At 64.6% G+C, this 24,972-nt stretch carries 21 protein-coding genes and 2 pseudogenes; 14 read left to right on the forward strand and 9 right to left on the reverse strand.

Annotated features, from left to right (window positions below):
- Nucleotides 1-539 precede the first annotated feature (539 nt).
- Entirely contained in the window at nucleotides 540-1,490 is a 951-nt protein-coding gene (locus IVA82_RS26015; RefSeq protein WP_247389723.1) for a hypothetical protein, read from the forward strand.
- 13 nt (nucleotides 1,491-1,503) lie between these two features.
- Here the strand turns inward: IVA82_RS26015 and IVA82_RS26020 are convergent, their stop codons facing one another.
- Nucleotides 1,504-2,082: a MarR family transcriptional regulator gene (locus IVA82_RS26020; RefSeq protein WP_247389724.1), complete on the reverse strand. Its 579-nt coding sequence runs from the start codon at nucleotides 2,080-2,082 to the stop codon at nucleotides 1,504-1,506.
- 381 nt (nucleotides 2,083-2,463) lie between these two features.
- Nucleotides 2,464-2,628: a hypothetical protein gene (locus IVA82_RS26025; protein WP_247389725.1), complete on the reverse strand. Its 165-nt coding sequence runs from the start codon at nucleotides 2,626-2,628 to the stop codon at nucleotides 2,464-2,466.
- A gap of 31 nt (nucleotides 2,629-2,659) precedes the next feature.
- Between IVA82_RS26025 and IVA82_RS26030 the strand changes: the two are divergent.
- Nucleotides 2,660-2,758, forward strand: a pseudogene (locus IVA82_RS26030) (dienelactone hydrolase family protein); the annotation flags it as partial.
- Nucleotides 2,759-2,802: 44 nt separating this feature from the next.
- Here IVA82_RS26030 and IVA82_RS26035 read toward each other — a convergent pair.
- Nucleotides 2,803-3,645, reverse strand: a complete 843-nt coding sequence (locus tag IVA82_RS26035) for an SDR family oxidoreductase (protein WP_247389726.1) — start codon at nucleotides 3,643-3,645, stop codon at nucleotides 2,803-2,805.
- 157 nt (nucleotides 3,646-3,802) lie between these two features.
- On the opposite strand from IVA82_RS26035, the gene IVA82_RS26040 reads away from it, so the two are divergent.
- Nucleotides 3,803-4,531 carry an HAD family hydrolase gene (locus tag IVA82_RS26040; protein ID WP_247389727.1) on the forward strand — a complete coding sequence of 243 codons (729 nt, stop codon included), beginning with the start codon at nucleotides 3,803-3,805 and terminating at the stop codon, nucleotides 4,529-4,531.
- Between the two features lie 67 nt (nucleotides 4,532-4,598).
- Here IVA82_RS26040 and IVA82_RS26045 read toward each other — a convergent pair whose 3' ends face one another.
- The gene (locus IVA82_RS26045) at nucleotides 4,599-5,006 is read right to left on the reverse strand and encodes a nuclear transport factor 2 family protein (protein WP_247389728.1); all 408 of its coding nucleotides are present in this window, start codon (nucleotides 5,004-5,006) and stop codon (nucleotides 4,599-4,601) included.
- Nucleotides 5,007-5,093: 87 nt separating this feature from the next.
- The gene (locus tag IVA82_RS26050; RefSeq protein ID WP_247389729.1) at nucleotides 5,094-6,578 is read right to left on the reverse strand and encodes a mannitol dehydrogenase family protein; all 1,485 of its coding nucleotides are present in this window, start codon (nucleotides 6,576-6,578) and stop codon (nucleotides 5,094-5,096) included.
- Between the two features lie 148 nt (nucleotides 6,579-6,726).
- Here IVA82_RS26050 and IVA82_RS26055 point away from each other — a divergent pair, with 148 nt between their 5' ends.
- The 10 genes and pseudogenes from IVA82_RS26055 to IVA82_RS48810 all read left to right on the forward strand — a co-directional run bounded on the left by IVA82_RS26055 (nucleotide 6,727) and on the right by IVA82_RS48810 (nucleotide 17,572).
- Nucleotides 6,727-7,551, forward strand: a complete 825-nt coding sequence (locus IVA82_RS26055; protein ID WP_247389730.1) for a FadR/GntR family transcriptional regulator — start codon at nucleotides 6,727-6,729, stop codon at nucleotides 7,549-7,551.
- A 90-nt stretch (nucleotides 7,552-7,641) separates the two neighbouring features.
- Nucleotides 7,642-8,601 (forward strand): sialic acid TRAP transporter substrate-binding protein SiaP, encoded by a 960-nt coding sequence (locus IVA82_RS26060; RefSeq protein WP_247389804.1) that lies wholly within the window; start codon nucleotides 7,642-7,644, stop codon nucleotides 8,599-8,601.
- Between the two features lie 73 nt (nucleotides 8,602-8,674).
- Nucleotides 8,675-9,253, forward strand: coding sequence for a TRAP transporter small permease (locus IVA82_RS26065; protein ID WP_247389731.1), 579 nt, complete (start codon nucleotides 8,675-8,677; stop codon nucleotides 9,251-9,253).
- A gap of 4 nt (nucleotides 9,254-9,257) precedes the next feature.
- Nucleotides 9,258-10,664, forward strand: coding sequence for a TRAP transporter large permease (locus IVA82_RS26070; RefSeq protein ID WP_148738793.1), 1,407 nt, complete (start codon nucleotides 9,258-9,260; stop codon nucleotides 10,662-10,664).
- Nucleotides 10,661-11,710: an L-idonate 5-dehydrogenase gene (locus IVA82_RS26075; RefSeq protein WP_247389732.1), complete on the forward strand. Its 1,050-nt coding sequence runs from the start codon at nucleotides 10,661-10,663 to the stop codon at nucleotides 11,708-11,710. Before IVA82_RS26070 ends, IVA82_RS26075 begins: the two co-directional genes overlap by 4 nt.
- A gap of 18 nt (nucleotides 11,711-11,728) precedes the next feature.
- Entirely contained in the window at nucleotides 11,729-12,916 is a 1,188-nt protein-coding gene (gene uxuA / locus IVA82_RS26080) for a mannonate dehydratase (protein WP_247389805.1), read from the forward strand.
- 566 nt (nucleotides 12,917-13,482) lie between these two features.
- Nucleotides 13,483-15,144 carry a thiamine pyrophosphate-binding protein gene (locus tag IVA82_RS26085; protein ID WP_247389733.1) on the forward strand — a complete coding sequence of 554 codons (1,662 nt, stop codon included), beginning with the start codon at nucleotides 13,483-13,485 and terminating at the stop codon, nucleotides 15,142-15,144.
- Between the two features lie 3 nt (nucleotides 15,145-15,147).
- Entirely contained in the window at nucleotides 15,148-16,413 is a 1,266-nt protein-coding gene (locus tag IVA82_RS26090) for an FAD-binding oxidoreductase (RefSeq protein WP_247389734.1), read from the forward strand.
- 9 nt (nucleotides 16,414-16,422) lie between these two features.
- Nucleotides 16,423-17,178 (forward strand): aspartate/glutamate racemase family protein, encoded by a 756-nt coding sequence (locus IVA82_RS26095; protein ID WP_247389735.1) that lies wholly within the window; start codon nucleotides 16,423-16,425, stop codon nucleotides 17,176-17,178.
- A gap of 39 nt (nucleotides 17,179-17,217) precedes the next feature.
- Nucleotides 17,218-17,572 (forward strand): annotated as a pseudogene (locus IVA82_RS48810) (SDR family oxidoreductase).
- Between the two features lie 194 nt (nucleotides 17,573-17,766).
- Here the strand turns inward: IVA82_RS48810 and IVA82_RS26105 are convergent.
- The 3 genes from IVA82_RS26105 to IVA82_RS26115 are packed head-to-tail and all read right to left on the reverse strand — an operon-like array spanning nucleotide 17,767 to nucleotide 21,534.
- Nucleotides 17,767-18,561: an IclR family transcriptional regulator gene (locus IVA82_RS26105; RefSeq protein ID WP_247389736.1), complete on the reverse strand. Its 795-nt coding sequence runs from the start codon at nucleotides 18,559-18,561 to the stop codon at nucleotides 17,767-17,769.
- 17 nt (nucleotides 18,562-18,578) lie between these two features.
- The gene (locus IVA82_RS26110) at nucleotides 18,579-20,312 is read right to left on the reverse strand and encodes an FAD-dependent oxidoreductase (protein WP_247389737.1); all 1,734 of its coding nucleotides are present in this window, start codon (nucleotides 20,310-20,312) and stop codon (nucleotides 18,579-18,581) included.
- A 7-nt stretch (nucleotides 20,313-20,319) separates the two neighbouring features.
- On the reverse strand, nucleotides 20,320-21,534 hold the full coding sequence (locus IVA82_RS26115) for an ABC transporter substrate-binding protein (RefSeq protein WP_247389738.1): 1,215 nt from the start codon (nucleotides 21,532-21,534) through the stop codon (nucleotides 20,320-20,322).
- Nucleotides 21,535-22,005: 471 nt separating this feature from the next.
- On the opposite strand from IVA82_RS26115, the gene IVA82_RS26120 reads away from it, so the two are divergent.
- Nucleotides 22,006-23,307: an MFS transporter gene (locus IVA82_RS26120; RefSeq protein WP_247389739.1), complete on the forward strand. Its 1,302-nt coding sequence runs from the start codon at nucleotides 22,006-22,008 to the stop codon at nucleotides 23,305-23,307.
- A gap of 6 nt (nucleotides 23,308-23,313) precedes the next feature.
- On the opposite strand, the gene IVA82_RS26125 is transcribed toward IVA82_RS26120, so the two are convergent.
- Complete coding sequence (locus IVA82_RS26125; protein WP_247389740.1) at nucleotides 23,314-24,804, reverse strand: hypothetical protein; 1,491 nt, start codon at nucleotides 24,802-24,804, stop codon at nucleotides 23,314-23,316.
- Between the last annotated feature and the right edge of the window lie 168 nt (nucleotides 24,805-24,972).

A 24,972-nucleotide genomic window follows, 5' to 3' on the forward strand; every position in this document is an offset into this window, starting at 1 on the left:
GCGTCCGAACACCACTGAACTGTGTCGATCTCCTCGCCATCCGGCGAGAATCACTTGAGTAGGACCGTAACAATTGCCTATTTCCGATCAAGCACGCGGAACAAAGCGGTTGCTACGCGTGCTTGATGCTGTTGGTTTGTTTCGAGTTGTTTCTTGGTATGTTCGATCGCATCAGTTGATTCAAAATTCGAACTAGTTTTGCACCGTAGCGGTTATATGGTTCCGTACACCCGTACAATTACAGCTGTTTCGGGCGGCACCGCGGGTCAGGTGCACTGAGGCGTTTTCAACTCCCGATTGACCCTCGCGAGTGCGCTTGGATGTGCGACAATTCGACTCATGTATGGCGGGGCGGCTCCAGCTTTGCGAAAATCTTGGCGAATGTGTGTCTTTCGAGTCGCACTCTCGCCGCATGCGTGACGCGTCTGACTCATTCGACGTCGCGTTGCGCGTGACGTGAACTTTTCGACGCGCACGTTTCAGGCAAGCTTCGACAACTAGTTTGGTTCGACAGATCGAACCGAACGGAGCATTTTCATATGTTGTCCGATGGCAAAGCTCGTCCCAACGAAACCGCGGATGTGCCTGCGGCGGCGAAGCAGGCTCCGCAGGCGAGCGCCGCGAAGGACAATGCGACGCGTGCGGCAAAGACCGCTGCCAGCGCGAGACCTGCGTCGGCGTCGGCGAGCGATGAAACTCTCGCCAAGGAGGCGCTCGAGGGACTCAAGCGCATTCGCGCCAAGGCGCGCCTCGACAAGATGGCGATACCGAAGCCTACGCCGGCTGTCATCCGCCCGGCCGTGCTTGTGGCCAAGCCGCCGCCGCCGCGTCCGACATGGGTCGTGCCGCTCGCAACATTGGCGGTCGCCGCGGTGCTTGTGGTCTGTGCCTGCACCGGCGTGATCGCCTATCTCACCACGCAGCCGAGCCAGACCAGCGCCTCCGCCAATACGGAGATCAGGAACCTGCGCGAGACGGTCGCGCAGCTGCGCAAGCAGGTGTCGGGCGTGTCCGAAAACCTGGACGGCCTGCGTACCGCGGTCGATTTCTCGAGCAAGGCGACCAGCGATCGTTTCGGCCGTTTTGCCGAGAACCTGGATCGTATCGAGCGCGTCAGTTCGTCCTCGACGGTGAAGCTCGACAGGCTCGCCCAGGCGCAGATCCAGGCTCCGGCGCCTGTCGCCTCGCAGCCTCAGCCGTCGTCGCAGACCATGCCGATGATGGCCTCGGTCGCAGCGCCCGAGATCACGGGCTCGGTGTCTCCATCCGAGCGCACGTCGGTACCGCGCAAGGCGGTCAAGGGCTGGTCGGTCCGTCAGGCCTATGAGGGGATTGCCATCCTGCAAAGTCCGAACGGTGTGATCGAGGCGGTGCTGGGACAACAGGTGCCCGGCCTTGGCCGCATCGAGGAGATCAGGAGCGAGAACGGCCGCCTCGTCGTGGAGACCAGCGGTGGCGTAGTCTATTCGCCACGCAAGGCAACACCGTAGTCCGCGCACTTCTTTATTGGCGGTGATGCTCGAAGCTGGTGCACAGCAACTCGACTTCGGCCTCCGCGATCGGAGCGCGAAACAAGCGGCAGGTGTATTCGGCCGCTGTCTTGCTGTCGGTGGTGGTGCGGTCCTCGCGGAGGAAGATGCAGCGCTTGCAAACGTCGGTATGATGCCGCTGTTCGGCCGCGTCCGATTGGTCCAGCACGTGCCGGAGCCCGTCGCGGAAGCGGACCTTGGCATCATTGTCGAGGACGCCGATGGCCTCGACGAGAACGTTGACGGGGTCACGCACCAAGAACTTCTTACCCTGCTGCGTGACACTCAGCATCACCGAACGCTTGTCCTTGGCCGACCGAGTCCGCTCCAGATATCCCAGCCGTTCGAGCTCACCGATGATGAACGAGGCGGTGCCGCGCGTGGTGCCGACGTAGCTCGCCAGCGCCGACGGCGTCCTGGAAAACCGGTTGGCGCGGGACAGGAAGCGGAGCGCCATCCATTCGCGATCGCGCAAGCCGTGCTTGGTACCTTCGAACCACAGGATCCGCGCAACCTGCCCCAATAATTCAATCGATTCGCGAGCCAAATTCATTTCAATTCCACGTCGGATAAAGCTTTATTCAATTGAGCTTTTGGTAGCGCAATCTGGGAAGATGGAACTTTCGGACGTGGAACTAGAGCGTCACAAAGAAAGTTCGAGTAAATCGCGCGGCTCAACTCTTCTGAAAATTTCACTCAAATGACCGAGGTTCGCGCACGAAATTCCGCTGATATGCGATGCCCGTGCAACATGATGTGTTGTTGCGGTCATTGCGCCGCCCCTTTTGGTGCGACGGAAGGTTTGGAAATGCGCGCGCTGACGGGGTATCTGCAGCTCCGGACGGCGTCGGCAGGTGGGGAAGAACCGCCTTTTTCGGTTAACAGATGTTGCGCCGCAGCGCAGCTACGCGGTTAAATCCGGCGCACAGTCAAATCAGGGAATGTCGATTGTCGTCTGTGGACAAATGGCAAAACCGTACAGGTCAAGCGCGCAGCATTGGCCGCCACCGTCGGCAACATGCTCGAATTCGACGACTTCATCACCTACAGCTTCTTCGCCATCCAGATCCGGCCGTGCTCGCACGCTGGTGATTTGCATCTTGCCGGCAATTATTGGCGAATGCGTTGCTTTCCATGCCGACTATCGCGGCAGCTACCGCAAGGATGCTGCGGAAGATGCCTGGAAACGGGTGCAGGCCTGGCTCAAGAAATATGGCGTTCTGAGCTAACGCTGGGTTTCGAGAGGGGCGGCCTGACCGACCACCCCTCTAATTCATTCAGCGCGCCACAGCGCATCCAGGCCCTGCCGATAGGTCGGGTAGGCCAGCGTCACGCCAAGTTCGCGCTTTAATTTCGCGTTTGAGACACGCGCGTTGCCGGCGTAGAAGCTGCGGGCCATTGTCGACATCTCGGCCGTCTCGAACGCCTCTTCAGCCGGCGGCGCAATGCCTGCAAGCTTTGCCGCATAGGCGATCACGTCCTGCGGCGGCGCAGGCTCGTCGTCGCAAACATTCCACGTGCCGCCGCCCTGATGGCGTACCGCAGCCAGGATCGCGCTTGCGATGTCGTCGACATGGATGCGGTTGAAGACCTGTCCCGGCTTAATGATGCGCCGGGCCGTTCCAGCCCGCAGCGTCGCCAGCGCGTTGCGGCCAGGACCGTAGATGCCCGCAAGCCGCAGGATCGTGACATCGCCGGGCCCCGACTCCATCCAGGCGCGCTCGGCCGCAAGTCGCATGCGCGTCCGGTCGAGGGTGGCCCGCGGGGGCGTGCTCTCGTCGACCCATGCGCCGCCGTGGTCGCCATACACGCCCAGTGTAGACAGGTAGACGATCTTCCGGCACCGGGCCGAGGCCAGCACGTCCGCGAACGCCGCGATGGCCGGGTCGCCCGCGCTACTGGGCGGGATCGACACGAGAAGGACGTCGGCCTCGCGCATCCGCTCGACCGTCTCGCGATCCGGACCGCTCTCGGAAAACGGATGTACCTCGATGCCCGCTAGGCCTTGCCGCTTCGCGGGATCGCGCACCGTGCCGGCGATGTGCGAGAAGCTGCCGCCGAATCTGCGGACGAAATGCTCTGCGCTATAGCCCAGGCCGAGGATGAAGAGCCGCATGCGTCCGCCGTGCTGGTCGGAATTCCCTTCGCGCCGCAGCGCGCGTCCCTGCTCATAAGAGATTTTTGGGTCCGGCAAAAGATATTGCAATTTTACGCGTCCGCCACTGCGGGCGATGCTCGCTTGTCAGTGGAGCGTCTGGAGGGAGGCGTCTATCATGCAGGCAGAAGCAGCGCCTGCCGCAGCGCTATACGACGCCGCGGAGCTGATCCGGCGTGCCAGCGCGCTGATCTTCGATGTCGACGGCACCCTGGCCGAAACCGAGGAACTGCACCGGCAGGCCTTCAACGAAGCCTTCCTGCGCCACAGCCTCGCCTGGCACTGGGATCGTGCCGTCTACAAGGATCTGCTGAGGGTAACGGGCGGCAAGGAACGCATCCGCGCCTACCACGAGAGGCAGCGGGCCGCTGCGCCATTATCGGACGTGGATATCGCAGAGCTTCACCGCATCAAGACCGCGCATTACGCCGAACTGGTCGAGACCGGCTGTTGCCCGTTGCGGTCGGGCGTGGCGGAACTGCTGGCGGCGGCGAGGTCGCGCGGCCAGCGGCTCGCGATCGCGACGACCACCTCGCGCGGCAATATCGATGCGCTGCTGTCGCAGGCGCTGGGGAAGCGCTGGGCTGCGGACTTCGAGGCCATCGTCGCCGGCGACGATGTTCGGCACAAGAAGCCTGCGCCGGACGTCTATCTCGAAATCCTGGGGCGGCTGAAGCTGGAAGCCGCCAACTGCGTCGCGATCGAAGACTCCGCCAATGGCCTGCTCGCGGCCTCGCGTGCCAATATCCCGGTCGTGATCATCCGCAGCATGTTCTTCCGGGACGATGATTTCGCCGATGCGCGGTGCGTGCTGGAGGAGCTGTCGGAACTTGCGGGCCTCGGATGAGACCACAGAACAAAAAAGTGAAAAACAACCCCATGCACAGTAGATCACGCCGGCGTGTCTGGCCGCGTCAGTGGACGCGGCGAGACGGGCTATCTTCCTCAGCCTGCTCGACAATCTGGGCGATCGGGCTCGACTGGTGGTGCACCAGGCGCCAGCCGTCGCCGACGCGCTTGAAATGGTTGGCGGCGGCAAGTGCGGTGCCGTCGACGATCTCGATGCAGAGTACGCGCGCGCTGTCGCCGTCGACGATCGCCTGCGGCTCGGCGCAGACGATCTGCGGCCGCTCCGGGCTTTGCAGGATATCGCGCCAGCTCCCGATCACGGTGGCCCGCCCGACGATGGCCGGCCAGCCGGGATGGATGCAGGAAATGGCGTCATCGTCCGCCCACATCCGTTCCATGCCGGCAAAGTCGCCCGTCGAAAAGGCAGCGTAAAAGGCCGCGTTGGCGGCGATGACCTTGTTGTCCTTCGTCATGCCTCCCGGGTGAGGCAAGGACGCGGAAAAATCAAGCGCGACTTCCGTTGATTTTAGCCGCAGTGCAGCATCGATATTCGGCTGCCGTCAGAGCGAAACGTGCGTGTCGACCGACCGCCGCGCACCGTCCGCATAGAGACGGCCGAGTGCAGTGGTGACCGCCGTGCGCAGTCGTGGCTCGGCTCCGAGCGGCCCGAACAATTTTTCGACGCCGAGCAGTGCAGGCGCAAGCCGCTCGGCGACGGGACCGGCCTCGCGCGCCAGTGTCGCGAATTCGCCGGCGAGCGGATCGCGCACGTCGATCGCGCGGCCTTGCTCGTCGATCGCGGTGACGTAGCGCATCCAGCCGGCTACCGCGAGCGCATGGGTCTCGATCGGCAGGTTCCTGGCGAGGCGGTCCTGCATCGCGCCAAGCAAGCGCTGCGGCAATTTTTGCGAGCCGTCCATCGCGATCTGCCAGGTCCGGTGATGCAGAGCCGGATTGGCAAAGCGCTTGAGCAGCGAGGCGCGGTAGGCCGCAAGATCAGTGCCGGATGGCATCGTCAGCGTCACCGCGGCCTCTTCCATCATTTGGTCGGCAAGCCGCGCGAAGTGCGGATCGGTCATGGTGTCGGCGATGGTCTCGTAGCCGGCGAGATAGCCGAGATAGGCCAGCGCCGAATGACTGGCGTTGAGAAGACGCAGCTTCATCAATTCGAACGGCTTGACGTCCGCGACGAGCTCGACACCGGCGGCGGCGAGATCAGGCCTGCCCGCGGCGAAGCGGTCCTCGACCACCCACTGCGTGAACGGCTCGGTCATGACCGGCCACGCGTCGCGGAGGCCAAGCGCAGCGGAAACCGCATCTCGGTCGGCATCGGTTGTCTCGGGTACGATGCGGTCGACCATGGTCGAGGGAAAGGTGGCCGTATCGGCGATCCACTTGCCGAGCTCCTTCGATCGCAGCGCCGCGAACTGCGTCACGATCCGCTGCACGGTATGGCCATTGGCGGCGAGGTTGTCGCAGCACAGCACGGTGAAGGGCGCAACGCCTTGCGTCCGCCGGCGTGCAAGGGCGGCAACGATGAATCCGGGGGCCGAGCGCGGTGCGTCAAAATTGTTCAGATCATGCACGACGTCCGGATGCCGCTCGTCGAGATCGCCGGTCTGCGGCGTGTGGCAATAGCCTTTCTCTGTGACGGTGAGGGAGACGATGCGGATGGCCGGATCGGCCATCGTGTCGACCAGCCGGGCCGGGTTCTCGCGCGCAACGAGGCTGCCAAGCAGCGCGCCGATCACGCGATGCTCGGTGTCTTCGGCGGCGCGCACCGCGAGCGTGTAGAGATGGTCCTGCGGCGCGAGCGCGTCGCGCGTATCCGGACTGCGCAGGCTCGCGCCGACGATGCCCCAGGCGGCGGCGCCGGCGGCAAGACAATCGTCGATGACGACGGCCTGATGGGCGCGATGGAAGGCGCCGAGGCCGAGATGGACGATGCCGGGCGTGACGCGCGAACGGTCATAGGCCGGGCGGCGGATGGCCGGCGGCAGCCGATCGAGATTGGCGCGGCCAAGGCGCATAGAATTAAGGCGCATGGTCGTCTCTCCCCCTTGCTTTGCCGCTGCTTGACATGGCGCCTGACCTGGGTCAATGCTCCGGTCAATTGGTAAGACCAATTTTCCAAAATTGGCGGGCCGCCGGGGCGCGAAGCTTCCCGGCGAGACCCTTTACGGGGAGGCCAGCGTGCCGCTGGAAGCTGTGGAGGCGAGACGGCTCTATCGCCAGGTCGCCGATCAATTGCGAAGCCTGATCGACAGCGGTGAATACGCGGTCGGCAGCCGCTTGCCGACCGAGCGCGAGCTCGCCGAACAGCTCAAGGTCTCGCGGCCGACGGTGCGCGAGGCGCTGATCGCACTCGAAGTCGAAGGCCGCCTCCGTATCCGTGTCGGTTCCGGCATCTACGTGATCGAACCTGCGGGTGCCGCGGTGCCCGTGCCTGCCGCGGTCATCGAAGGCCCGTTCGAACTGCTGCGGGCCCGCGAATTCCTCGAGAGCGCGATCGCCGAGCAAGCCGCGCGCGTCGCGAAGAAGGACGACATCGCGCGCATCGATGCCTCTCTGGTTGCGATGGAGAATGTCGCGCATCCCGGCGAAGCCTCGATGATCCACGACCGCGCCTTTCACGTCGCGATCGCCGGCAGCCTCGGCAACGCCGTTCTGGTGCGCGTGGTCGGCGATCTCTTCGACCAGCGCCTCAATCCCTATTTCGCGCAGCTCGCGCATTATTTCGAGAACCCGCGCACCTGGCACGCGGCGCTCGATGAGCATCGCGCGGTGCGCGATGCCATTGCGGCGCACAATCCCGGGGCCGCGCGCGATGCGATGCGCAATCATCTGGCGCGCTCCCAGGAACGCTTTGCCCAGAACTTTGGCCCGGAGACCGTGGCCGGATCGGCCTCCGGGCGCAGCCGGGCGGCCCGATCCATAGCAAAGCCGGCAAGGCCAAAACGGGCGCCGAGCAAGCAGGCCAAGGAAACCGGAAAGAGCGGGACTGCACGGCGGCGATGACATTGGACGGTCCGTATTCCCATTGGGTGCCGGGCGAACAAGAAGCAGACCTAAAAGATGGAGGAACAGTCAGTGTTGAAGAAAATGACGATGGTGCTCGCGGTCTCGGCCGCGGCGATGTGTGCGACGACCAATGCCGGCATGGCTCAGACCAAGCTCAAATGGGCCCATGTCTACGAGACCTCGGAGCCGTTCCATACCGCCTCGCTCTGGGCGGCGCAGGAGATCGGCAAGCGCACCAACGGGCGCTATGCGATCGATGTCTTTCCGGCGTCCCAGCTCGGCAAGGAGGCCGACATCAATCAGGGCCTCTCGCTCGGCTCGGTTGACATCATCATCTCCGGCTCGAGCTTTGCGGCCAAGAGCTTTCCGCCGATCGGCGTGACCTACTATCCCTACACCTTCCGCAACGCCGATCATCTGCTCGCCTACACCAAGAGCGACATCTTCAAGGAGCTCGCCAAAGGCTACGAGGACAAGAGCGGCCACCACATCGTCGCGGTGACCTACTACGGCGTTCGCCAGACCTCGTCGAACAAGCCGATCAAGAATTGCGCCGACCTGAAGGGCCTGAAGATGCGGGTGCCCGACGTCCCGGCCTATCTGGCGATGCCGCGTGCCTGCGGCGCCAACACCGCGCCGATCGCCTTTGCCGAAGTCTACCTCGCGCTCCAGAACGGCACCGTCGAGGCGCAGGAGAACCCGCTGACTACGATCGAGGCCAAGAAGTTCTACGAGGTGCAGAAGCACATCGTGCTGACCGGCCACATCGTCGATCACCTCAACACGGTGGTTGCCGGTGCGCTCTGGAAGAAGCTGAGCGACGAGGACAAGAAGATCTTCACCGACGTGGCCCAGGAGGCGGCGGCCAAGGCAACCGAGGAGATCAAGCAGAACGAAGCCAAGCTGGTCGCCTTCTTCAAGGACAAGGGCCTGACCGTGACCGAAGTCGACAAGAACGAATTCCGCGACACCGTGCTGAAGAACGTCGCGTTCGAGACCTTCGGCTATCGCAAGGCCGACTGGGAACGCATCCAGGACGTGAAGTAGCAGCTCGACTGACATTCCGGGTTTCGCTTTGCGAGCCCCGGAATGACGGCCAGTCCATTCGAGGAGTAACCACATGTCCACCGCCGAATTGCACCGGCAAATCACCGCGGACGAGATCGCCCATACCTTCGAGGAGGAGGCGACGCCGAAGGTGGACCTCGGCATCTACGCTTTCGAGGACTGGCTGGCGCTCGCGATCTTCTGGGTGATGGCGCTCGCCGTTTTCCTCCAGTTCTTCACCCGCTACGTGCTCAACGACAGCTACGCCTGGACCGAGGAGATCGCGACCTACTGCCTGATCGGGGTGGTCTTCATCGGCTCGTCGATGTGCGTGCGGCTGTCGCGGCACATCCAGGTCGACCTGATCTACCGCTATCTGCCCCACCTCGTGGCGCGGGCGTTGTCGACGGTGATCGACCTGATCCGGATCGCCTTCTTCGGCTACGCCACCAAGCTGGTCTGGGTCTACATCCAGATCATCGGCGACGAGTCGATGACCACGATCAATTTTGCCAAGAACTACGTCTATTACGCGGTGCTGCTCGGCTTCGTGCTGATGTTCGCGCGCTCCGTGCAGGTGGCGCTGCAAAACTGGCGGCAGGGCTACTCGATCCTCGAACGTCCCGGTGCCTACGACGGATCGGAAGGGTAATTTCATGCTGCTGTTGCTTGGGGGCTTTCTCATCCTGATGCTGCTTGGCGTGCCCGTGGCGATCGCCATGGCTGCGTCGTCGCTGCTCTATATCCTGGTCAGCGGCGTGACACCCGACGTCACGCTGGCGCAGCGCATGATCGCCGGCGTCGAGAGCTTTCCGCTGCTCGCCGTGCCGTTCTTCATCCTGGCCGGCAATCTCATGAACATCGCCGGCGTCACCGGCCGCATCTACAAATTCGCCGTCGCGCTGGTCGGCTGGATGCGCGGCGGTCTCGGTCACGTCAACATCATCGGCTCGGTGATCTTCTCCGGCATGTCCGGCACCGCGATCGCGGATGCCGCCGGCCTCGGCACCATCGAGATCAAGGCGATGAAGGACCACGGCTATTCCACCGAGTTCTCGGTCGGCGTCACCGCGGCCTCGGCAACGCTCGGGCCCATCATTCCGCCGTCGCTGCCCTTCGTGATCTACGGCATGATGGCGAACGTCTCGATCGGCGCGCTGTTTTTGGGCGGCGTCATTCCGGGCGTCGTCCTGACCCTGCTGATGATGGCCACCGTCACCTACTTCGCGCACAAGAATAAATGGGGCAGCGACACGCCGTTCTCCTGGCCGCAGCTCGGTTCGGCTGGGCTCGAGATCGTCGTGGTGCTGAGCTTCCCGCTTGCGATCTGGCTGATGACACTGGCCGGCATGTCGACCAACATGGCGGTTGTCATCGGCCTCGGCGCGCTGCTCGCGATCGACTGGTACTTCGATTTCTCCGCGGTGATGGCGCTGATGGCGCCGGTGATCCTGATCGGCGGCATGACGCTCGGCTGGTTCACGCCGACGGAAGCCGCGGTTGCGGCGGTGATCTGGTCGCTGTTCCTGGGCCTGGTGCGCTACCGCACCATGACGCTGAAGACCGTGGCCAAGGCGACCTTCGACACAATCGAGACCACCGCTTCGGTGCTGTTCATCGTCACGGCCGCCTCGATCTTCGCCTGGCTTCTCACGGTGTCGCAGGCCGCGCAGTTGCTTTCGGACTGGATGCTCAGCATCACCCACAACAAATGGGTGTTTCTGGCGCTCGCCAATATCCTGATCCTGTTCGTCGGCTGCTTCATCGACACCACGGCGGCGATCACCATTCTGGTGCCGATCCTGCTGCCGATCGTGCTCAAGCTCGGCATCGATCCGGTCCATTTCGGCCTGATCATGACGCTGAACCTGATGATCGGGCTCTTGCACCCGCCGCTCGGCATGGTGCTGTTCGTGCTGGCGCGCGTGGCAAAGCTGTCGGTCGAGCGCACCACGGTTGCGATCCTGCCTTGGCTGGTGCCGCTGATGCTCGCGCTGATCGCGATCACCTACATCCCCGAATTGACCCTCTGGCTGCCTAAATACATGGGACTCTCCAAATGACATCCACAGCTCTCGCTGCAACCCTGTTCGGCCCCGAAGATCTGCGCATGGTCGAGCATCCGCTCGACAAGCTCGCATCCGGCATGGTGCGCGTCCGATTCGGCGCTGGCGGGATCTGCGGTTCGGACATGCACTACTTCCGTCACGCCCGGACCGGCGATTTCGTCGTGAAGTCGCCGCTGGTGCTCGGCCACGAGATCTCCGGCGAAGTCGTGGAGATCTCTGGCTCCGCGCCGAACCTGAAGGTCGGTGACCGTATCGCCGTCAACCCATCGCGCTGGTGCGGCCATTGCGTCGCCTGCCGCGAGGGCCGGCCGAACCTCTGCGAGAACATCTACTTCATGGGCTCGGCCTCGAAGACGCCGCACATGCAGGGCGGCTTTGCCAACTATTTCGATGCGATCCCCGCGCAATGTGTGAAGATTCCCGATCACGTCTCCTATCAGGCCGCGGCGCTCGCCGAGCCGCTCGCGGTCTGCCTGCACGCGGTCGCCCGCGCCGGCAACATCGAGGGCAAGCGCGGCATCATCTTCGGTGCCGGCCCGATCGGGCTGTTGACCATGCTCGCCGCGCGCCGCGCCGGCATCGCCGACATCACGGTGGCCGACATCGCACCGGCGCCGCTCGCGTTCGCGAGCCGGCTCGGCGCCGATCACGTCGAGAACGTTTCGGGCGGAGAGGAGGGCTTGAAAGCCCAAGCTGCTTCGCGTCCCTATGATGTCGCTTTCGAGGTTTCGGGCACTGCCGCGGGCCTTGCCAGTGCCATCGGTATCGTCAGGCGCGGCGGCACGGTGGTGCAGATCGGCAATCTGCCGGGCGGGCAGATTCCGGTGCCGGCCAATGCCGTCATGGCCAAGGAGATCGACCTGCGCGGCTCGTTCCGTTTCGGCTTCGAGTTCATGACGGCGGTGGAACTGATCGCCGACGGCAGCGTCGATGTGTTGTCGCTGGTCACCGCCGAGCGGCCGCTGTCGACTGCGCCGGACGCGCTGCGACTGGCACTCGACCGTTCGCAGAGCGTCAAGGTCGTGCTGACTGCAAACTGATCCGGGAGATTCTAGATGATGTCGCAGGGATGGCGCTGGTACGGGCCCGATGATCCCGTATCGCTCGACGATGTCAGGCAGGCCGGCGCGACGGACATCGTCTCGGCGCTGCATCAGGTACCGATCGGCGAGGCCTGGACGCGCCAGGCGGTCGAGGAGCGCAAGAATTTCATCGAGCGCGGTCAGCCTGGCCGTTCGCCCTTGACCTGGTCGGTCGTGGAGTCGATCCCGATTCCGGATGACGTGAAGCGCCTAGGCGGCAAGGCCACGCGCTCGATCGAAACCTGGATCGCAAGCCTCGAGGCCGTGGCCGCCGCCGGCATCAAGATCATCTGCTACAACTTCATGCCTGTGGTCGACTGGTGCCGCACCGATCTGGAATGGGAGCTGCCGAACGGCGCCCGCGCCATGCGCTTCGACCAGGACCGCTTTGCCGCGTTCGAGCTGCACATCCTGAAGCGCCCTGCCGCAGCTCAGGAGTATTCGCCGGAGCAGCAGGCGCGCGCGAAGAAACTCTTTGAGACGATGAGCCAGTCCGACATCGACTACCTCGTCATGGTCATCGCCAGCGCGCTGCCGGGCTCGACCACCGAACCGATGACCATTCCGCAGTTCCGCGACCGGCTCGAGCAATATCGCGACATCACGCGGGACATCCTGCGCCGGCATCTCACCGAGTTCCTTGAGCGCGTCGCGCCGTTGGCCGAGCAGCTCGGCGTCTCGCTGACGCTGCATCCGGACGATCCGCCGCGCCCGCTGTTCGGCCTGCCGCGCATCGCCTCGACTGCCGACGACTATCAGGCGCTGTTCGATGCCGTGCCGTCGAAGGCCAACGGCATCTGCCTGTGCACGGGCTCGCTCGGCGTCCGCGCCGGCAACAATCTGCCCGAGATGGCCGAACGCTTCGGCCCGCGCATCGCGTTTGCGCATTTGCGCGCGACCAAGCGCGAGGCGGACGGCCTGTCGTTCTACGAATCCGATCATCTCGACGGCGACGTCGACATGATCGCGGTGCTCAAAGCGCTGCTGAGGGAGAACGCGCGGCGCTCGCCGGACCGGCAGATCGTCTTCCGGCCCGATCACGGCCACCGCATGCTCGACGATCTCGCTGCCACCAAGCGCACCAATCCCGGCTACACCGCGATCGGCCGCCTGCGCGGCCTCGCCGAGCTGCGCGGCGCCATCCGCGCGATCGAGCATCGATAGCTCGCGCTGCATATCAGCTTGGTAGCCGTCATTCCGGGGCGCGCGAAGCGCGAACCCGGGATCCATCGGCAGCAGGCGACGCCGCAAAATGGATTCCGGGTTCGCGCCAAGCGGCGCGCCCCGGAATGACGCAGAAACATCGCCTGGGCGCACGCCTGCCCCTCCAAGAGGTCAGGGCAATCGCATATGAACATTCACGAGAGGTCGTCATGCCCGGGCTTGTCCCGGGCATCCACGTTCTCTGTGCTGCGGAGCAAGGCGTGGATGGCCGGGACATAGGCGAGCGGAAGCTACGCCGTCCTTCGGACGGCTATGCCCGGCCATGACGCTGGGGAAGGTTCATCGTCCCAAGTTCTCACGTCAAATGCGATTGCCCTGCTCCAAGAGGGGATGAAGAGAAGCGCAAACCCGGGCAAAATGCGCCGGGAGAATGCAGAGCTGCATTTGCCGGGGTGCCGGGCAGCGGTTTCGGTCTTGCTCCTTATTTCCGCCTGTCCTACGCCACCTCCGAGCAAAACTTGCGCGAAAGCCGTCAAGCGCGTCGCCAGAGCCTGCAGGGAGCTATCATGACCATTCGCAACACCCGCACCGGGGGCCAGATCCTGATCGACCAGCTGGTCGCCCAGGGCGTCGAGCGCGTCACCTGTGTGCCGGGCGAGAGCTATCTCGCGGCGCTCGACGCGCTGCATGACAGCCCGATCGACGTCATGATCTGCCGAGCCGAGGGCGGCGCCGCGATGATGGCGGAGGCCTATGGCAAGCTCACGGGCAGGCCCGGAATCTGCTTCGTCACCCGCGGCCCGGGCGCAACCAATGCCAGCCACGGCGTCCACATCGCCATGCAGGATTCGACGCCGATGATCCTGTTCGTCGGCCAGGTCGATATCGGCATGCGCGAGCGCGAGGCGTTCCAGGAGCTCGACTACAAGGCGGTGTTCGGCACCATGGCGAAATGGGCGGTCGAGATCGACCGTCCCGATCGCATTCCGGAGCTGGTCGCGCGCGCCTTCCGCGTCGCAATGCAGGGGCGTCCGGGGCCTGTGGTGATCTCGCTGCCGGAGAACATGCTGACGGAAAGCGCAGCCGTTGCCGATGCTATGCGGATCGAGCCAGCGGTGAGCTGGCCGGCGCCCGCCGACATCGAACGCCTCAGTGCCATGCTCGCGAGCGCGAAGGCGCCGCTGGTCATTCTCGGCGGCTCGCGCTGGACGGATGAAGCGACCAGGAGCATCGCGCGGTTTGCCGAGCGGTTCGACCTGCCGGTCGCGACCTCGTTCCGTCGGGCCTCGCTGATCGACGCCGATCATTCGCATTACGCCGGCGATCTCGGCATCGGGCCGAGCCCGGGGCTGAAGGCGCGCATCGATGGCGCCGATGTCGTGCTTCTCATCGGCGGCCGCATGTCGGAAATGCCATCCTCGTCCTATACGCTGCTGGACATTCCCACCCCGCAACAGCAGCTGATCCACGTGCACCCCGGCTCCGAAGAGCTCGGCCGCGTCTACCAGCCGGCGCTCGCGATCCAGGCGACGCCCGCCGCCTTCGCCGCCGCCGTCGAGACGCTGAGGCCTTCGGCCGCGCCGGCCTGGAAGGGCGAGGCGGCGAAAGCGCACGCCGATTACCTGGCCTGGACCGAGACCGCGCGCGAGTTGCCGGGCGCGTTCCAATATGGCCAGGTCATGACCTGGCTGCGCGACCGCCTGCCCAAGGATGCGATCGTCTGCAATGGCGCCGGCAACTATGCGGGCTGGATCCATCGCCATCACCGCTTCCACAGCTTTGCGGCCCAGCTCGCCCCGACCTCGGGCTCGATGGGCTACGGCGTGCCGGCCGCGGTGCTCGCCAAACGGCAATACCCGGATCGGACCGTCGTCGCCTTTGCCGGCGATGGCTGCTTCCTGATGAACGGCCAGGAGTTCGCGACCGCCGTGCAGTACGACGCGCCGCTCGTCGTCATCGTCGTCGACAATTCGCAATACGGCACCATCCGCATGCACCAGGAGCGCGACTATCCGGGCCGCGTGGTCGGCACCCAGCTCAAGAACCCGGACTTTGCGATGTACGCAAAAGCGTTCGGCGGCCACGGCGAGCGTGTCGAGCGCACCGAAGAATTTGCGCCGGCCTTCGAGCGCGCGCTCGCCTCGGGCAAGCCGTCGATCCTGCATTGCATCATCGATCCGCGCGCGATGTCGGTCAGCAAGGATTTCGCGCCCGCGGTGAAGGCTTAAGCGATGTCGCAAAGCCTCCACGTCGCCATCATCGGTGCCGGCGCGGTCGGCGTGATCAGCGCCATCGAGGCATTGCGCGAGGGCCATCGCGTCACGCTGATCGATCCGGGCGAGCCTGGCGGCGAACAGGCGGCGAGCTATGGCAATGCCGGTTGGCTCTCCTCGCATTCGGTGATTCCGCCGGCCGAGCCTGGCATCTGGAAGAAGGTGCCAGGCTATCTAATGGATCCGCTCGGCCCGCTCGCGATCCGCTGGTCTTACTTGCCGAAGGCCTTGCCCTGGCTGATCAAATATCTGCTCTCGGGCTGGACCGAGGCGCGCGTCGAGAAGACCGCGTTTGCGCTGCGCGACCTCTTGAAGGACGCGCCGCTCCTGCACAGGAGGCTTGCGGAGGAGGCCGGTGTGCCCCAGCTGATCGAGCGCAACGGCGTGATGCACGTGTTCCTGTCGCGGGGCAATTTCGACGGCGACCTCGGCTGGCGCCTGCGCAAGCGCGTCGGCGTCAAGTGGCTCGAGCTTGATGCCGACGAAATGCGTCAGCGTGAGCCGGATTTGCACCCGCGCTACACTTTTGGCGTGGTGGTGGAGGAGGCCGGGCGCTGCCGCGATCCCGGTGCTTACGTTGCGGCCCTTGCCAATCATGCGCTTGCGAGCGGCGTGAAGCTCGTCCGCGCCAAGGCAACTGGTTTCAAGCTTTCCGGCGACAAGCTCCTGGCTGTTCTCACTGAAACCGGCGAAATTCCTTGCGATGCCGCAGTCGTGGCCGCCGGCGCCCGCTCGAAGCAGCTCACGGCATCCGTGGGCGATCCGCTGCCGCTCGAGACCGAGCGCGGCTACCACGTCATGATCGAGAATCCGGAGTCCGGTCCGCGCAGCTCGATAATGGCGTCCGATGCCAAGATGGTGGTGAACTGGACCGATAAGGGCCTACGCGCCGCCGGCACCGTCGAGATCGCGGGCCTGAAGGCCGCACCGAACTGGAAGCGCGCCGAGATCCTGCGCGATCATCTCTTCAGCATGTTCCCGAAACTTCCGAAGGACATTCCGGCCTCGCGCATCAAGACCTGGTTCGGTCATCGGCCGAGCATGCCGGATGGCCGCCCCTGCATAGGTTACGCACGGGCCTCGCGCGACATTGTCTATGCCTTCGGCCACGGCCATATTGGCCTGGTCGGCTCGGCCCGCACCGGCCGCCTCGTTGCGCAGCTTCTGAGCGGCAAGCCGCCGGAGATTCCGCTGGCGCTGTTCGCACCCGACCGTTTCCTCTGAGGCCGCAGCATGACCACTCTTCCCAACTCATCTGCCAACTCGTCTTCCCGTATCGCCCGTGGCGGCAAGGCTATTTATGGAGCGCAGCTCGGCATCTTGATGCTCGAAGCGCGCTTCCCCCGCATTCCCGGCGACATGGGCAACGGCACGACCTGGCCGTTTCCGGTGCTCTACCGCGTGGTGAGCGGGGCAACGCCGGAGAAGGTGGTGCTGAAGGGCGCGGCCGGCCTGCTGCCGGATTTCATCGATGCGGCCAAGGACCTGGTGCGGCTAGGGGCCGAGGCGATCACCACCAATTGCGGCTTCCTCTCGCTGTTCCAGAAGGAAATCGCGGCCGCCGTCGGCGTTCCCGTCGCGACCTCGTCGCTGATGCAGGTGCCCTGGGTGCAGGCGACCTTGCCGCCGGGCAAGCGCGTCGGCCTCGTCACGGTGTCGGGCTCGACCTTGACGCCGGCCCATCTCGCAGGTGCCGGCGTGCCGCTCGACACGCCGCTGGTCGGCACCGAGAACGGCAAGGAGTTTTTCCGCGTCCTGATCAAGGCGGAGAAGGACGATATGGACATCGCGCAGGCCGAGCGCGACGTGGTCGAGGCGGGCAAGGAGCTTGTCGCCAGGCATACGGACGTCGGCGCCATCGTGCTCGAATGCACCAACATGCCGCCTTATGCGGCTGCGTTGCAGGCCGAAGTCGGGCTGCCAGTGTACGACATCTATTCCATGATCACCTGGTTTCACGCCGGACTGCGCCCGCGCGTGTTTGGCTGATCGCAACAATCGAAGCGATGTGAGCAACTGGAGGCAGACATGAAGCTGGCACGCGGTATCGGCAAGGCCTGGGCGAAGCGATTTCTCGACGACGGCGTCAAGGTCGTCATCTCGGATGTCGATGCCGATGGCCTCACGCGACGGCCGCCGAGCTCGGCCGGCCGGATGCCCTGCGCGTGGTCCCCGGCAATGTTGCCAAGCGGACGGACGTGGATCAGATCGTTGCGACGGCCGCGAAAGAGTTCGGCCGGCTCGACATCATGGTCAACAATGCCGGCGTTGCGTCGTCGCATTCCTCGCCAGCGACGATGCGTCATACATCACGGGACAGACGATCTATCCGGATGGCGGGCGGCTGATCCTGAACTACACGGTGCCGGTGAAGGAGAAGTAGCGACCGCGTCATTGTAAGCAGGGTGGGTGACGAATTGATTGGCCATATTCGATGTCGTCCTGGCGAAAGCCAGGACCCATTACCCCAGGGAGGCGTTTGGCGAAGACTCGTCGTTCGGTACTACGACCAACCGACTCGATAGATCACGCGGTATGGGTCCTGGCTTTCGCCAGGACGACTCGGAGAACTGTCGTTCACTCCGCTGCGATCGTCATCCCGTGACCCAGCCGCTTCGAGATGCCGCCGGCGCAGTCGCGCAGGGCGTGGGCGATCGGGCTGTCCCAGCGCGCATCGAATGTGCCTTCCGGTCCCATCGCGGTAATGACCAGCGCGACATGGCCGGAGTGGTCGAACACCGGCGCGGAGAACGCGTTGACGCCGGGCAGGGGATCGCCGAGCGCGCGGGCGAGACCGTGCTTGCGGACTTCAGTGAGCATCTCGGCGAGCTTCGCGCCCTTCACCGCCCGCTTCGGATTGTAACCGACGCCATGGCGATCGAGGCCGCTTTCCAGCGCGGCATTGATCGTCTTCTCCGGCAGGAACGCTGCAAACGCCCGGCCCGTCGCGGTCTCCAGCAGCGCCATCACCGAGCCGGCCCGCATCACGATGTGGACGGGCTGGGCGGGCTCTTCCAGCTGCACGACCGTCGGCCCATGCGTGCCCCAGACCGCGAGCGAGACCGCATGCCCGATTTGACTTGCGAGCGCCGCGATCTTCGGTCCCGCGATGCGCACGCCGGAGAGGCGGCGCAGGCTGATCAGCCCGAGTTCCAGCGCCAGCGCCCCGATTTCGTAGCGGCCGGTGATCTCGTCCTGCTCGATCAGCCCGATGCGCGAGAAGCTCGCGAGATAGGGATGCGCCTTGGCCGGCGTCATGCCGGCCTCGCGCGCGAGATCGCGCAGCATCATCGGCTCGCCGCATCTCGCGAGCGCGCGGAGCAATTCTCCGCCGACCTCGATCGACTGGATGCCGCGGCTTTCTCTCTTCATGCGCCTCCTGGCGAGCGCTATGCCGCATCGCGCTTGGCAGCGCTGTCGGCGAGATGACGGCCGGCAATGTAGCCGAAGGTCAGCGCCGGCCCAAGCGTGATGCCGGCGCCGGGATAATTGCCGCCCATGATGCTGGCCATGTCGTTGCCGGCCGCATAAAGCCCCGGAATGACCCGGCCCTCCGCATCGAGCGCCCGCGCGTTCTCGTCGGTGACAATGCCGGCATAGGTGCCGAGATCGCCGACCACCATCTTGATGGCGTAGAAGGGGCCGTTCTCCAGCGGCGCGACGCAAGGGTTCGGGCCGTGCAGCGCATCGCCCTGGTAGCGGTTATAGGCTTTCGAGCCCTTGCCGAAGGCGGCATCAAAGCCTTGCGGTGCCGTGGCGTTGAACTGCGCCACAGTCTCGACGAAGGTTTTGGCATCGATGCCGGCCTTCGCCGCAAGCGCCTCCAGCGTATCGCCGCGCATGAGATAGCCGGTGCGCAAATGATGGCCGAGCGGCATCGGGAAGGGCGGCACGCAGCCCAGGCCATATTTCCGCAGCGTTTTGTGGTCGCAGACGAGGAAGGCCGCGATCTGCTCGCCGGGCTTGGCGGCCTTGACCATGGCCTGGACGAAATCGTGGTAGGAATTGCCTTCGTTGGCGAAGCGCCTGCCGTCGCGCATCACCGCGATCACGCCGGGTTTGGCGCGGTCGATGAAATGCGGCATCACGCCCTTTGATCCGTCTTTGCGCGTGGTCAGCGATACCGGCACCCAGGCCGCCGCATTCGGCAGGCGGTCCTCGATATGGCCGCCGGCGCTTTCCGCAAGGTGCAGCCCGTCGCCGGTATTGCCGGTTGGTCCCGGCGAGTAGTGCTCGTTGCCGGTCGGTGCATGCGGAAACATCTTCTGGCGCCGTGCCACGTCATGCGGGAAACCGCCGCAGGCCAGCACGACGCCGTGCCGCGCGCGGACGCGGACGTCGCGCCCTTCGCGGGTGACGATCGCGCCGGTCACGGCGCCGCTCTCGACCGTCAGCTCGCGCACCGGCGAGGACAGCCACATCGGAATCTTCAAATCCTGCGCTGATTTGGCGAGGCGGCCCGCCAGCGCATTGCCATTGGTCAGCGTCATGCCGCGGCCATAGCGCAGCACGTCCATCAGATGTCGCGACAGTCGTTTCGCGACGTAGGCCGCCGAGGTCACCGACTTGGTCACGCGCATGAAATGGATGATCTCCTTGCCGGAGCCTAACATCATGCCGAACACGGTGAGCTCGGGCAGCGGCATGCCGAGCGTCTTGATGAGGTCGCCGAGCTCGCGGCCGTCGAACGGGCGCGTCACCATCGAGCGGCCGCCCTGGGCGCCGCCCGGTGCTTCGGCGTGATAGTCCGGAAACACCAGCGGCATGTCGAAGCGCAGCGCCGTCTTGGTGGTGAAAAAATCGACCGCCTCGGGGCCGGCGCTCAAGAACGCATCGACGCGCGCGGCATCGAAATTGTTGCCGGCCTCATGCCGCAAATAGGTACGCGCCTGCTCCGGCGTCTCCTCGATGCCGTAGGCCCGCGCCAGCGAGGTGCCGGGGATCCAGAGCCAGCCGCCGGAACGCGCGGTGGTGCCGCCGAAGCGCGGCTCCTTCTCAACGATCAGCACGTCGAGCCCGCGGTAGCGCGCGGTGATCGCGGCCGACATGCCGGATGCGCCCGATCCGGCCACGAGCACATCGCACTCGTAGGTTTCGCCTGCGTTGCGCTCGTTGCCGGTCATGCGGGCCTCACTTCTTCAGCAGCGGACATTTGGACTCGGAGGCCGGGCGGAAGGCATCCTCGCCCTTCACGGTCTTGATGATCTCCAGATAGTCCCAGGGTTCCCTGGACTGCTCGGGTGCCTTCACCTTGGCCAGATACATATCGCGGATCACGCGGCCATCCTCCCGCAACTTGCCGCCATGGACGAACATATCCTCGATCGGCAGCTCGCGCATCTTGGCCATCACCTTGGCGGGATCGTCGGTGCCGGCAGCCTTGATGCCCTTGAGATAATGCAGCACCGCGCCATAGACGCCGGTCTGGATCATGGTGGGCATCACCTTGGTGCGCTCATAGAATTTCTTCGACCAGGCGCGGGTCGCCTCGTCCATGTTCCAGTACGAGGCCGTGGTCATGTAGGTGCCCTGCGCGGCGTTGAGCCCGATTGCGTGCACGTCGGTGTCGAACATCAACAGACCAACGAGCTTCTGGCCGCCCTGCACCAGGCCGAACTCGCCGGATTGCTTGATCGCGTTATCGGTGTCCTGGCCGGCATTGGCGAAGGCGACGACGTCGGCCTTCGAGCTCTGGGCCTGCAGCGCAAAAGACGAGAAGTCCGCCGTGTTGGTCGGATGCTTCACGCCGCCCAGCACTTTGCCGCCCATCTCGTTGATGAAGCGCGTTGCATCCTTCTCGAGCTGCTGGCCGAAGGCGTAGTCAGCGGTGATGAAGTACCATGATTTGCCGCCTTCCTTGACCACGGCAGAGGCCGTCACCTTCGACAGCGCGTAAGTATCGTAGGTAAAGTGCACCGTATTCGGGCTGCACAGTTCGTCGGTCAGCGAGCTCGCGCCGGGGCCGGACAGCAGCGCGATCTTGCCTCGCTCGCGCACCATGTTGTGGACGGCGATCGCGATGCCGGAATTGGGGATATCGACGACGGCGTCGACCTTGCCGTTGTCGAACCAGCCGCGCACGATCTGCACGCCGACGTCGGTCTTCATCTGGTGGTCGGCGCTGATGATCTCGATCGGCTTGCCGAGCACGGTCGGCCCGAACTCTTCGACCGCCATTTTCGCGGCTTCGACCGACCCCGGCCCGCTGTTGTCGCGACCCCAGCTCGACAGATCCGTCAGCACGCCGATCCGTACCGCGTCGTCGGAAACTTGCGCGGTGGCAGCCGTTGTCATGGCAGCCGAAGTCACGGCCGCGAGCATCGCGCAGGCCAAAAGCCCTCTCATCGTTGTTTCCTCTCTTTTATGTCCGCATTTCGCGGATGGTTATGGAGTTGGCGGGGAGGTTAGATATTAGCGAATAGGTTTGTCAATGGCGAAATCAAGGTTAGATTTCCGGTGTCGTCCCGGCGAAGGCCAGGACCCATAGCCACAGCCACCTGTTGTCGGACGCGATGCGGGCCACAGCGTGCTCTGACAACTCCGACCGGGATAATGGGTCCTGGCTTTCGCCAGGACGACGGTCAGGAGACAGTCTGCGCAACCGCTTCAACGTCGTCGTTGCGAGCGCAGCGAAGCAATCCAGTATCGTTCCCGCGGGGACAGTCTGGATTGCTTCGTCGCAAGGGCTCCTCGCAATGACGGTGTTGAAGAGCGGCGCGAAAGACTCGCGCGTGAGCCCGGTCGGACCAACACTCCCGCAGGTTGCAACCAACATCGCGATTAGCCATGATGCTCGCGAACAGTCTGGGGCGTGGCATGACGACAGCAACGGGGGTCTCCGGCGCGGCGGAGAGATCGACGACGGCGCATGTGGTGTGGGCGAGTGCGCTCGGGACCGCGATCGAGTGGTACGACTTTCTGATCTACGGCACGGCCGCAGCCCTGGTGTTCAACAAGCTGTTCTTTCCGAGCTTCGACCCCTTTGTCGGCACGCTGGCGGCGTTTTCGACCTACGCGGTCGGCTTCGTCGCGCGGCCGATCGGCGGCGCCCTCATCGGGCACTATGGCGACCGGCTCGGGCGCAAGAAGATGCTGGTTGCGACCATGATCGCGATGGGGCTCGGCACCTTCCTGATCGGCTGCCTGCCGACCTACAGCCAGATCGGCGTCTGGGCGCCGATTTTCCTCGTCATGCTTCGCTTCATCCAGGGCATCGGGCTCGGGGGCGAATGGAGCGGCGCTGTGGTGATGGTGATCGAGCACGCCGGCAACCGCCGCGGCTTCTACGGCAGCCTGGTGCAGATCGGCTTTCCCGTCGGCGTCGCCGTCTCCACCGGCATCTTCGGCCTGATGACGAAATTGCCGGAGGCGGATTTTCTGAGCTGGGGCTGGCGCGTGCCGTTCCTGATCAGCATTCTGCTCGTCGGCGTCGGCTTCATGGTGCGGCTCAAACTCGCGGAAACGCCGCACTTCAAGGAAGTGGTCGAGCGCAAGGAGGTGCTGGCGCAGCCGGTGTTCGAGGTGCTGCGTCGGGACTGGCGCAGTTTTCTGCTCGCGATCGGCATCACGGTTTCTGAAGTCGGGCTCGCTTATCTTCTCACCGTCTTCACCGTGGTCTACGCCACCACAAAACTCGGCCTTCCGCGCCAGGTAATTCTGGATGCGGTCGTCTGCGCCGCGGTCGTCGAGTTCGCGACCCTGCCGCTGGCCGGCTGGCTGTCGGACATTTTTGGACGCAAGGCGCTGTATCTTGCCGGCGGCGTGTTCTCGGTGGCGCTGGCGTTTCCGTTGTTCTGGTTCCTCGACACCAGGGAGCCGGCGCTGATCACGCTCGCCCTCGTCGTCACGATGACGTTGACGCATGCAATGCTGTTCGGGCCGAAGGCCACCTTCATGCCGGAACTGTTCCGCACCCAGGTGCGCTATAGCGGCGCTTCGCTCGGCGCCAATGTCGCCGCCGCGCTCAGTGGCGGTTTTTCGCCGCTGATCGCCGCGGCGCTGCTTGCATGGGCCGGCTCCTACTGGCCCGTATCGCTCTACATCGTCGGGCTCTCGGTGATCACGCTCATCGCAACGCTGATGGCGCCGGAGACCGCGCGGGATTCGCTCAGATCGTGAGCCCCGTCATCGGCACGCGGGGTTCGCGGCGCCCGGGATGGTGAGGAAAGTGATCGTTGCCGGCGCGAGCCGGATCGGGCCAGCCGCCGTTGCGTGCCCGGAAAGGCGCGGCAGGTCATTCCCGCCGGCGAGTGCGAGTGTGGAGCCATTCAATTGCACTATCGCGCTTTGCAGCTTTGCGGCCCGCAAGGTGTAGCGCTCGGACCGAAGCGGCAGCACGATCGTACGGAATGCGCTCCGCGTGATATTGATCGCGAGAACCGTCACGGCGCCGGGCGTCGACGGATGGCAGTGTGCGTAGACGTGGAGGCCAGGCGCCGTCGCCGCGCTTGCATCGAGCACGGTCGTTCCCATCAGCTGATGCCAGAGCAGCGCGCCCCAGTAATTGGGGCGCGGATGGAACGTGCCCTCGTCGAGCAGGCCGTAATCGCTCGCGGCCAGCGTGTTGTGCATCACGACCTGAACGCCGGATTTTGCCAGCCGTCCGAGCTGGTCGAGATAGCGGAATGTGTCGAGAAAGGTCTTGTCCCAGCGGTTGCCGCCGCAGGCGGCATCGGCGGTTTCGGTCAGCCAGATCGGCTTTCCCGGCGCGAATTGATCGCGCAGGCCGCGATAGACCGAGAGCGTGGCATCGGTGCGGGCGAGCCATTCTTCCGAGAGCGCTTGCGCCGGCTCATCGCTTCCGCCGCAGCGCGGCGAGACCGTGTTGTAATGATGGTAGGAGAAGCGGTCGATGCCTTCGCCTGACGCCGCGAGCAGATCGCGCGTGCGAAGGCCCGGTACGGACGGCGCGGCGGAGTCGCCGACCGAACCGGGGCCAACGATCAGCGTCTCGGGCGCGGCGCGCTGCATCCACTCGCGAAATACTCTGAAATCGCGGCCATAGGCCTTCGCATCATATCCGGGCGGCGCACCATTCGCCGCTGCCAGCGTCGGCTCGTTCATGAATTCGGCTGCGGCGATCCGGCTGCCCTGCGATCGCGTGTCATCGACAAGATGTTGCGCCTGATCCGGCATCCACGCGTTATCCGCAGCGCGGCTGCCGGCACTGACCGCGAAAGAGGTGACGATCCCCGCATCGACCGCGCGCGCAAAGTCGATCACGCCGCGCCACTGCGCACGATTCAGCACCGTGTTGAATCCCGGCGGCGGCGTGGCCGGTGCGTGCTCGGTGTCGGTGAAGAACGTCGCATTGGCCCAGGTCCCGCTCACGCGCAGATACGCCGGCGACAAAGCTGCAGCGAGCTTGCGCAGGCGTGTGTTGGCGAGATCGATCGGAGCTCTGTCGCTATAGCGATCGCGCTCATCGAACGCGCGTGTTGTCCGCAAATATGGTTTCCAGAACCGGCCACCCGTTACCTCGACCATCTCGATGTTGTACGACTGAAAGCGCGGGTCGATCGTGCCGATCGCTTTCAAATCCGCGGGTGCGATCGCCAATTCGCTGGCACGCGCCGCGCACGACGTCGCGGCAACGAGCAGTGCAAGCCATGTCACACGCGCTACGCGAAGCGACCCGCCTCGTTGATTTCGCCGCCTTGTATGCACGTCCTGATGCCTTCTTATGCGCAGTGCCAAATCCAAATGCACCGACCCGAACCATTAGCTCCGTTTATGGCGCGAATTTCTACTTCCAATTTTACTTCGCAACATCCCGCCCATAGC

This window comes from Bradyrhizobium sp. 142 (genome assembly GCF_023074015.1).
Classification (GTDB): domain Bacteria; phylum Pseudomonadota; class Alphaproteobacteria; order Rhizobiales; family Xanthobacteraceae; genus Bradyrhizobium.

Coding starts and splice junctions, on each gene's coding strand:
- IVA82_RS26050 (WP_247389729.1), bottom strand. CDS start 6,578: ATGCGCCTTAATTCTATGCGCCTTGGCCGCGCCAATCTCGATCGGCTG.
- IVA82_RS26015 (WP_247389723.1), top strand. CDS start 540: ATGTTGTCCGATGGCAAAGCTCGTCCCAACGAAACCGCGGATGTGCCT.
- IVA82_RS26040 (WP_247389727.1), top strand. CDS start 3,803: ATGCAGGCAGAAGCAGCGCCTGCCGCAGCGCTATACGACGCCGCGGAG.
- uxuA (WP_247389805.1), top strand. CDS start 11,729: ATGTCGCAGGGATGGCGCTGGTACGGGCCCGATGATCCCGTATCGCTC.
- IVA82_RS26060 (WP_247389804.1), top strand. CDS start 7,642: ATGGTGCTCGCGGTCTCGGCCGCGGCGATGTGTGCGACGACCAATGCC.
- IVA82_RS26070 (WP_148738793.1), top strand. CDS start 9,258: ATGCTGCTGTTGCTTGGGGGCTTTCTCATCCTGATGCTGCTTGGCGTG.
- IVA82_RS26090 (WP_247389734.1), top strand. CDS start 15,148: ATGTCGCAAAGCCTCCACGTCGCCATCATCGGTGCCGGCGCGGTCGGC.
- IVA82_RS26075 (WP_247389732.1), top strand. CDS start 10,661: ATGACATCCACAGCTCTCGCTGCAACCCTGTTCGGCCCCGAAGATCTG.
- IVA82_RS26095 (WP_247389735.1), top strand. CDS start 16,423: ATGACCACTCTTCCCAACTCATCTGCCAACTCGTCTTCCCGTATCGCC.
- IVA82_RS26085 (WP_247389733.1), top strand. CDS start 13,483: ATGACCATTCGCAACACCCGCACCGGGGGCCAGATCCTGATCGACCAG.
- IVA82_RS26045 (WP_247389728.1), bottom strand. CDS start 5,006: ATGACGAAGGACAACAAGGTCATCGCCGCCAACGCGGCCTTTTACGCT.
- IVA82_RS26025 (WP_247389725.1), bottom strand. CDS start 2,628: ATGCAAATCACCAGCGTGCGAGCACGGCCGGATCTGGATGGCGAAGAA.
- IVA82_RS26120 (WP_247389739.1), top strand. CDS start 22,006: ATGACGACAGCAACGGGGGTCTCCGGCGCGGCGGAGAGATCGACGACG.
- IVA82_RS26065 (WP_247389731.1), top strand. CDS start 8,675: ATGTCCACCGCCGAATTGCACCGGCAAATCACCGCGGACGAGATCGCC.
- IVA82_RS26110 (WP_247389737.1), bottom strand. CDS start 20,312: ATGACCGGCAACGAGCGCAACGCAGGCGAAACCTACGAGTGCGATGTG.
- IVA82_RS26035 (WP_247389726.1), bottom strand. CDS start 3,645: ATGCGGCTCTTCATCCTCGGCCTGGGCTATAGCGCAGAGCATTTCGTC.
- IVA82_RS26105 (WP_247389736.1), bottom strand. CDS start 18,561: ATGAAGAGAGAAAGCCGCGGCATCCAGTCGATCGAGGTCGGCGGAGAA.
- IVA82_RS26020 (WP_247389724.1), bottom strand. CDS start 2,082: ATGAATTTGGCTCGCGAATCGATTGAATTATTGGGGCAGGTTGCGCGG.
- IVA82_RS26115 (WP_247389738.1), bottom strand. CDS start 21,534: ATGAGAGGGCTTTTGGCCTGCGCGATGCTCGCGGCCGTGACTTCGGCT.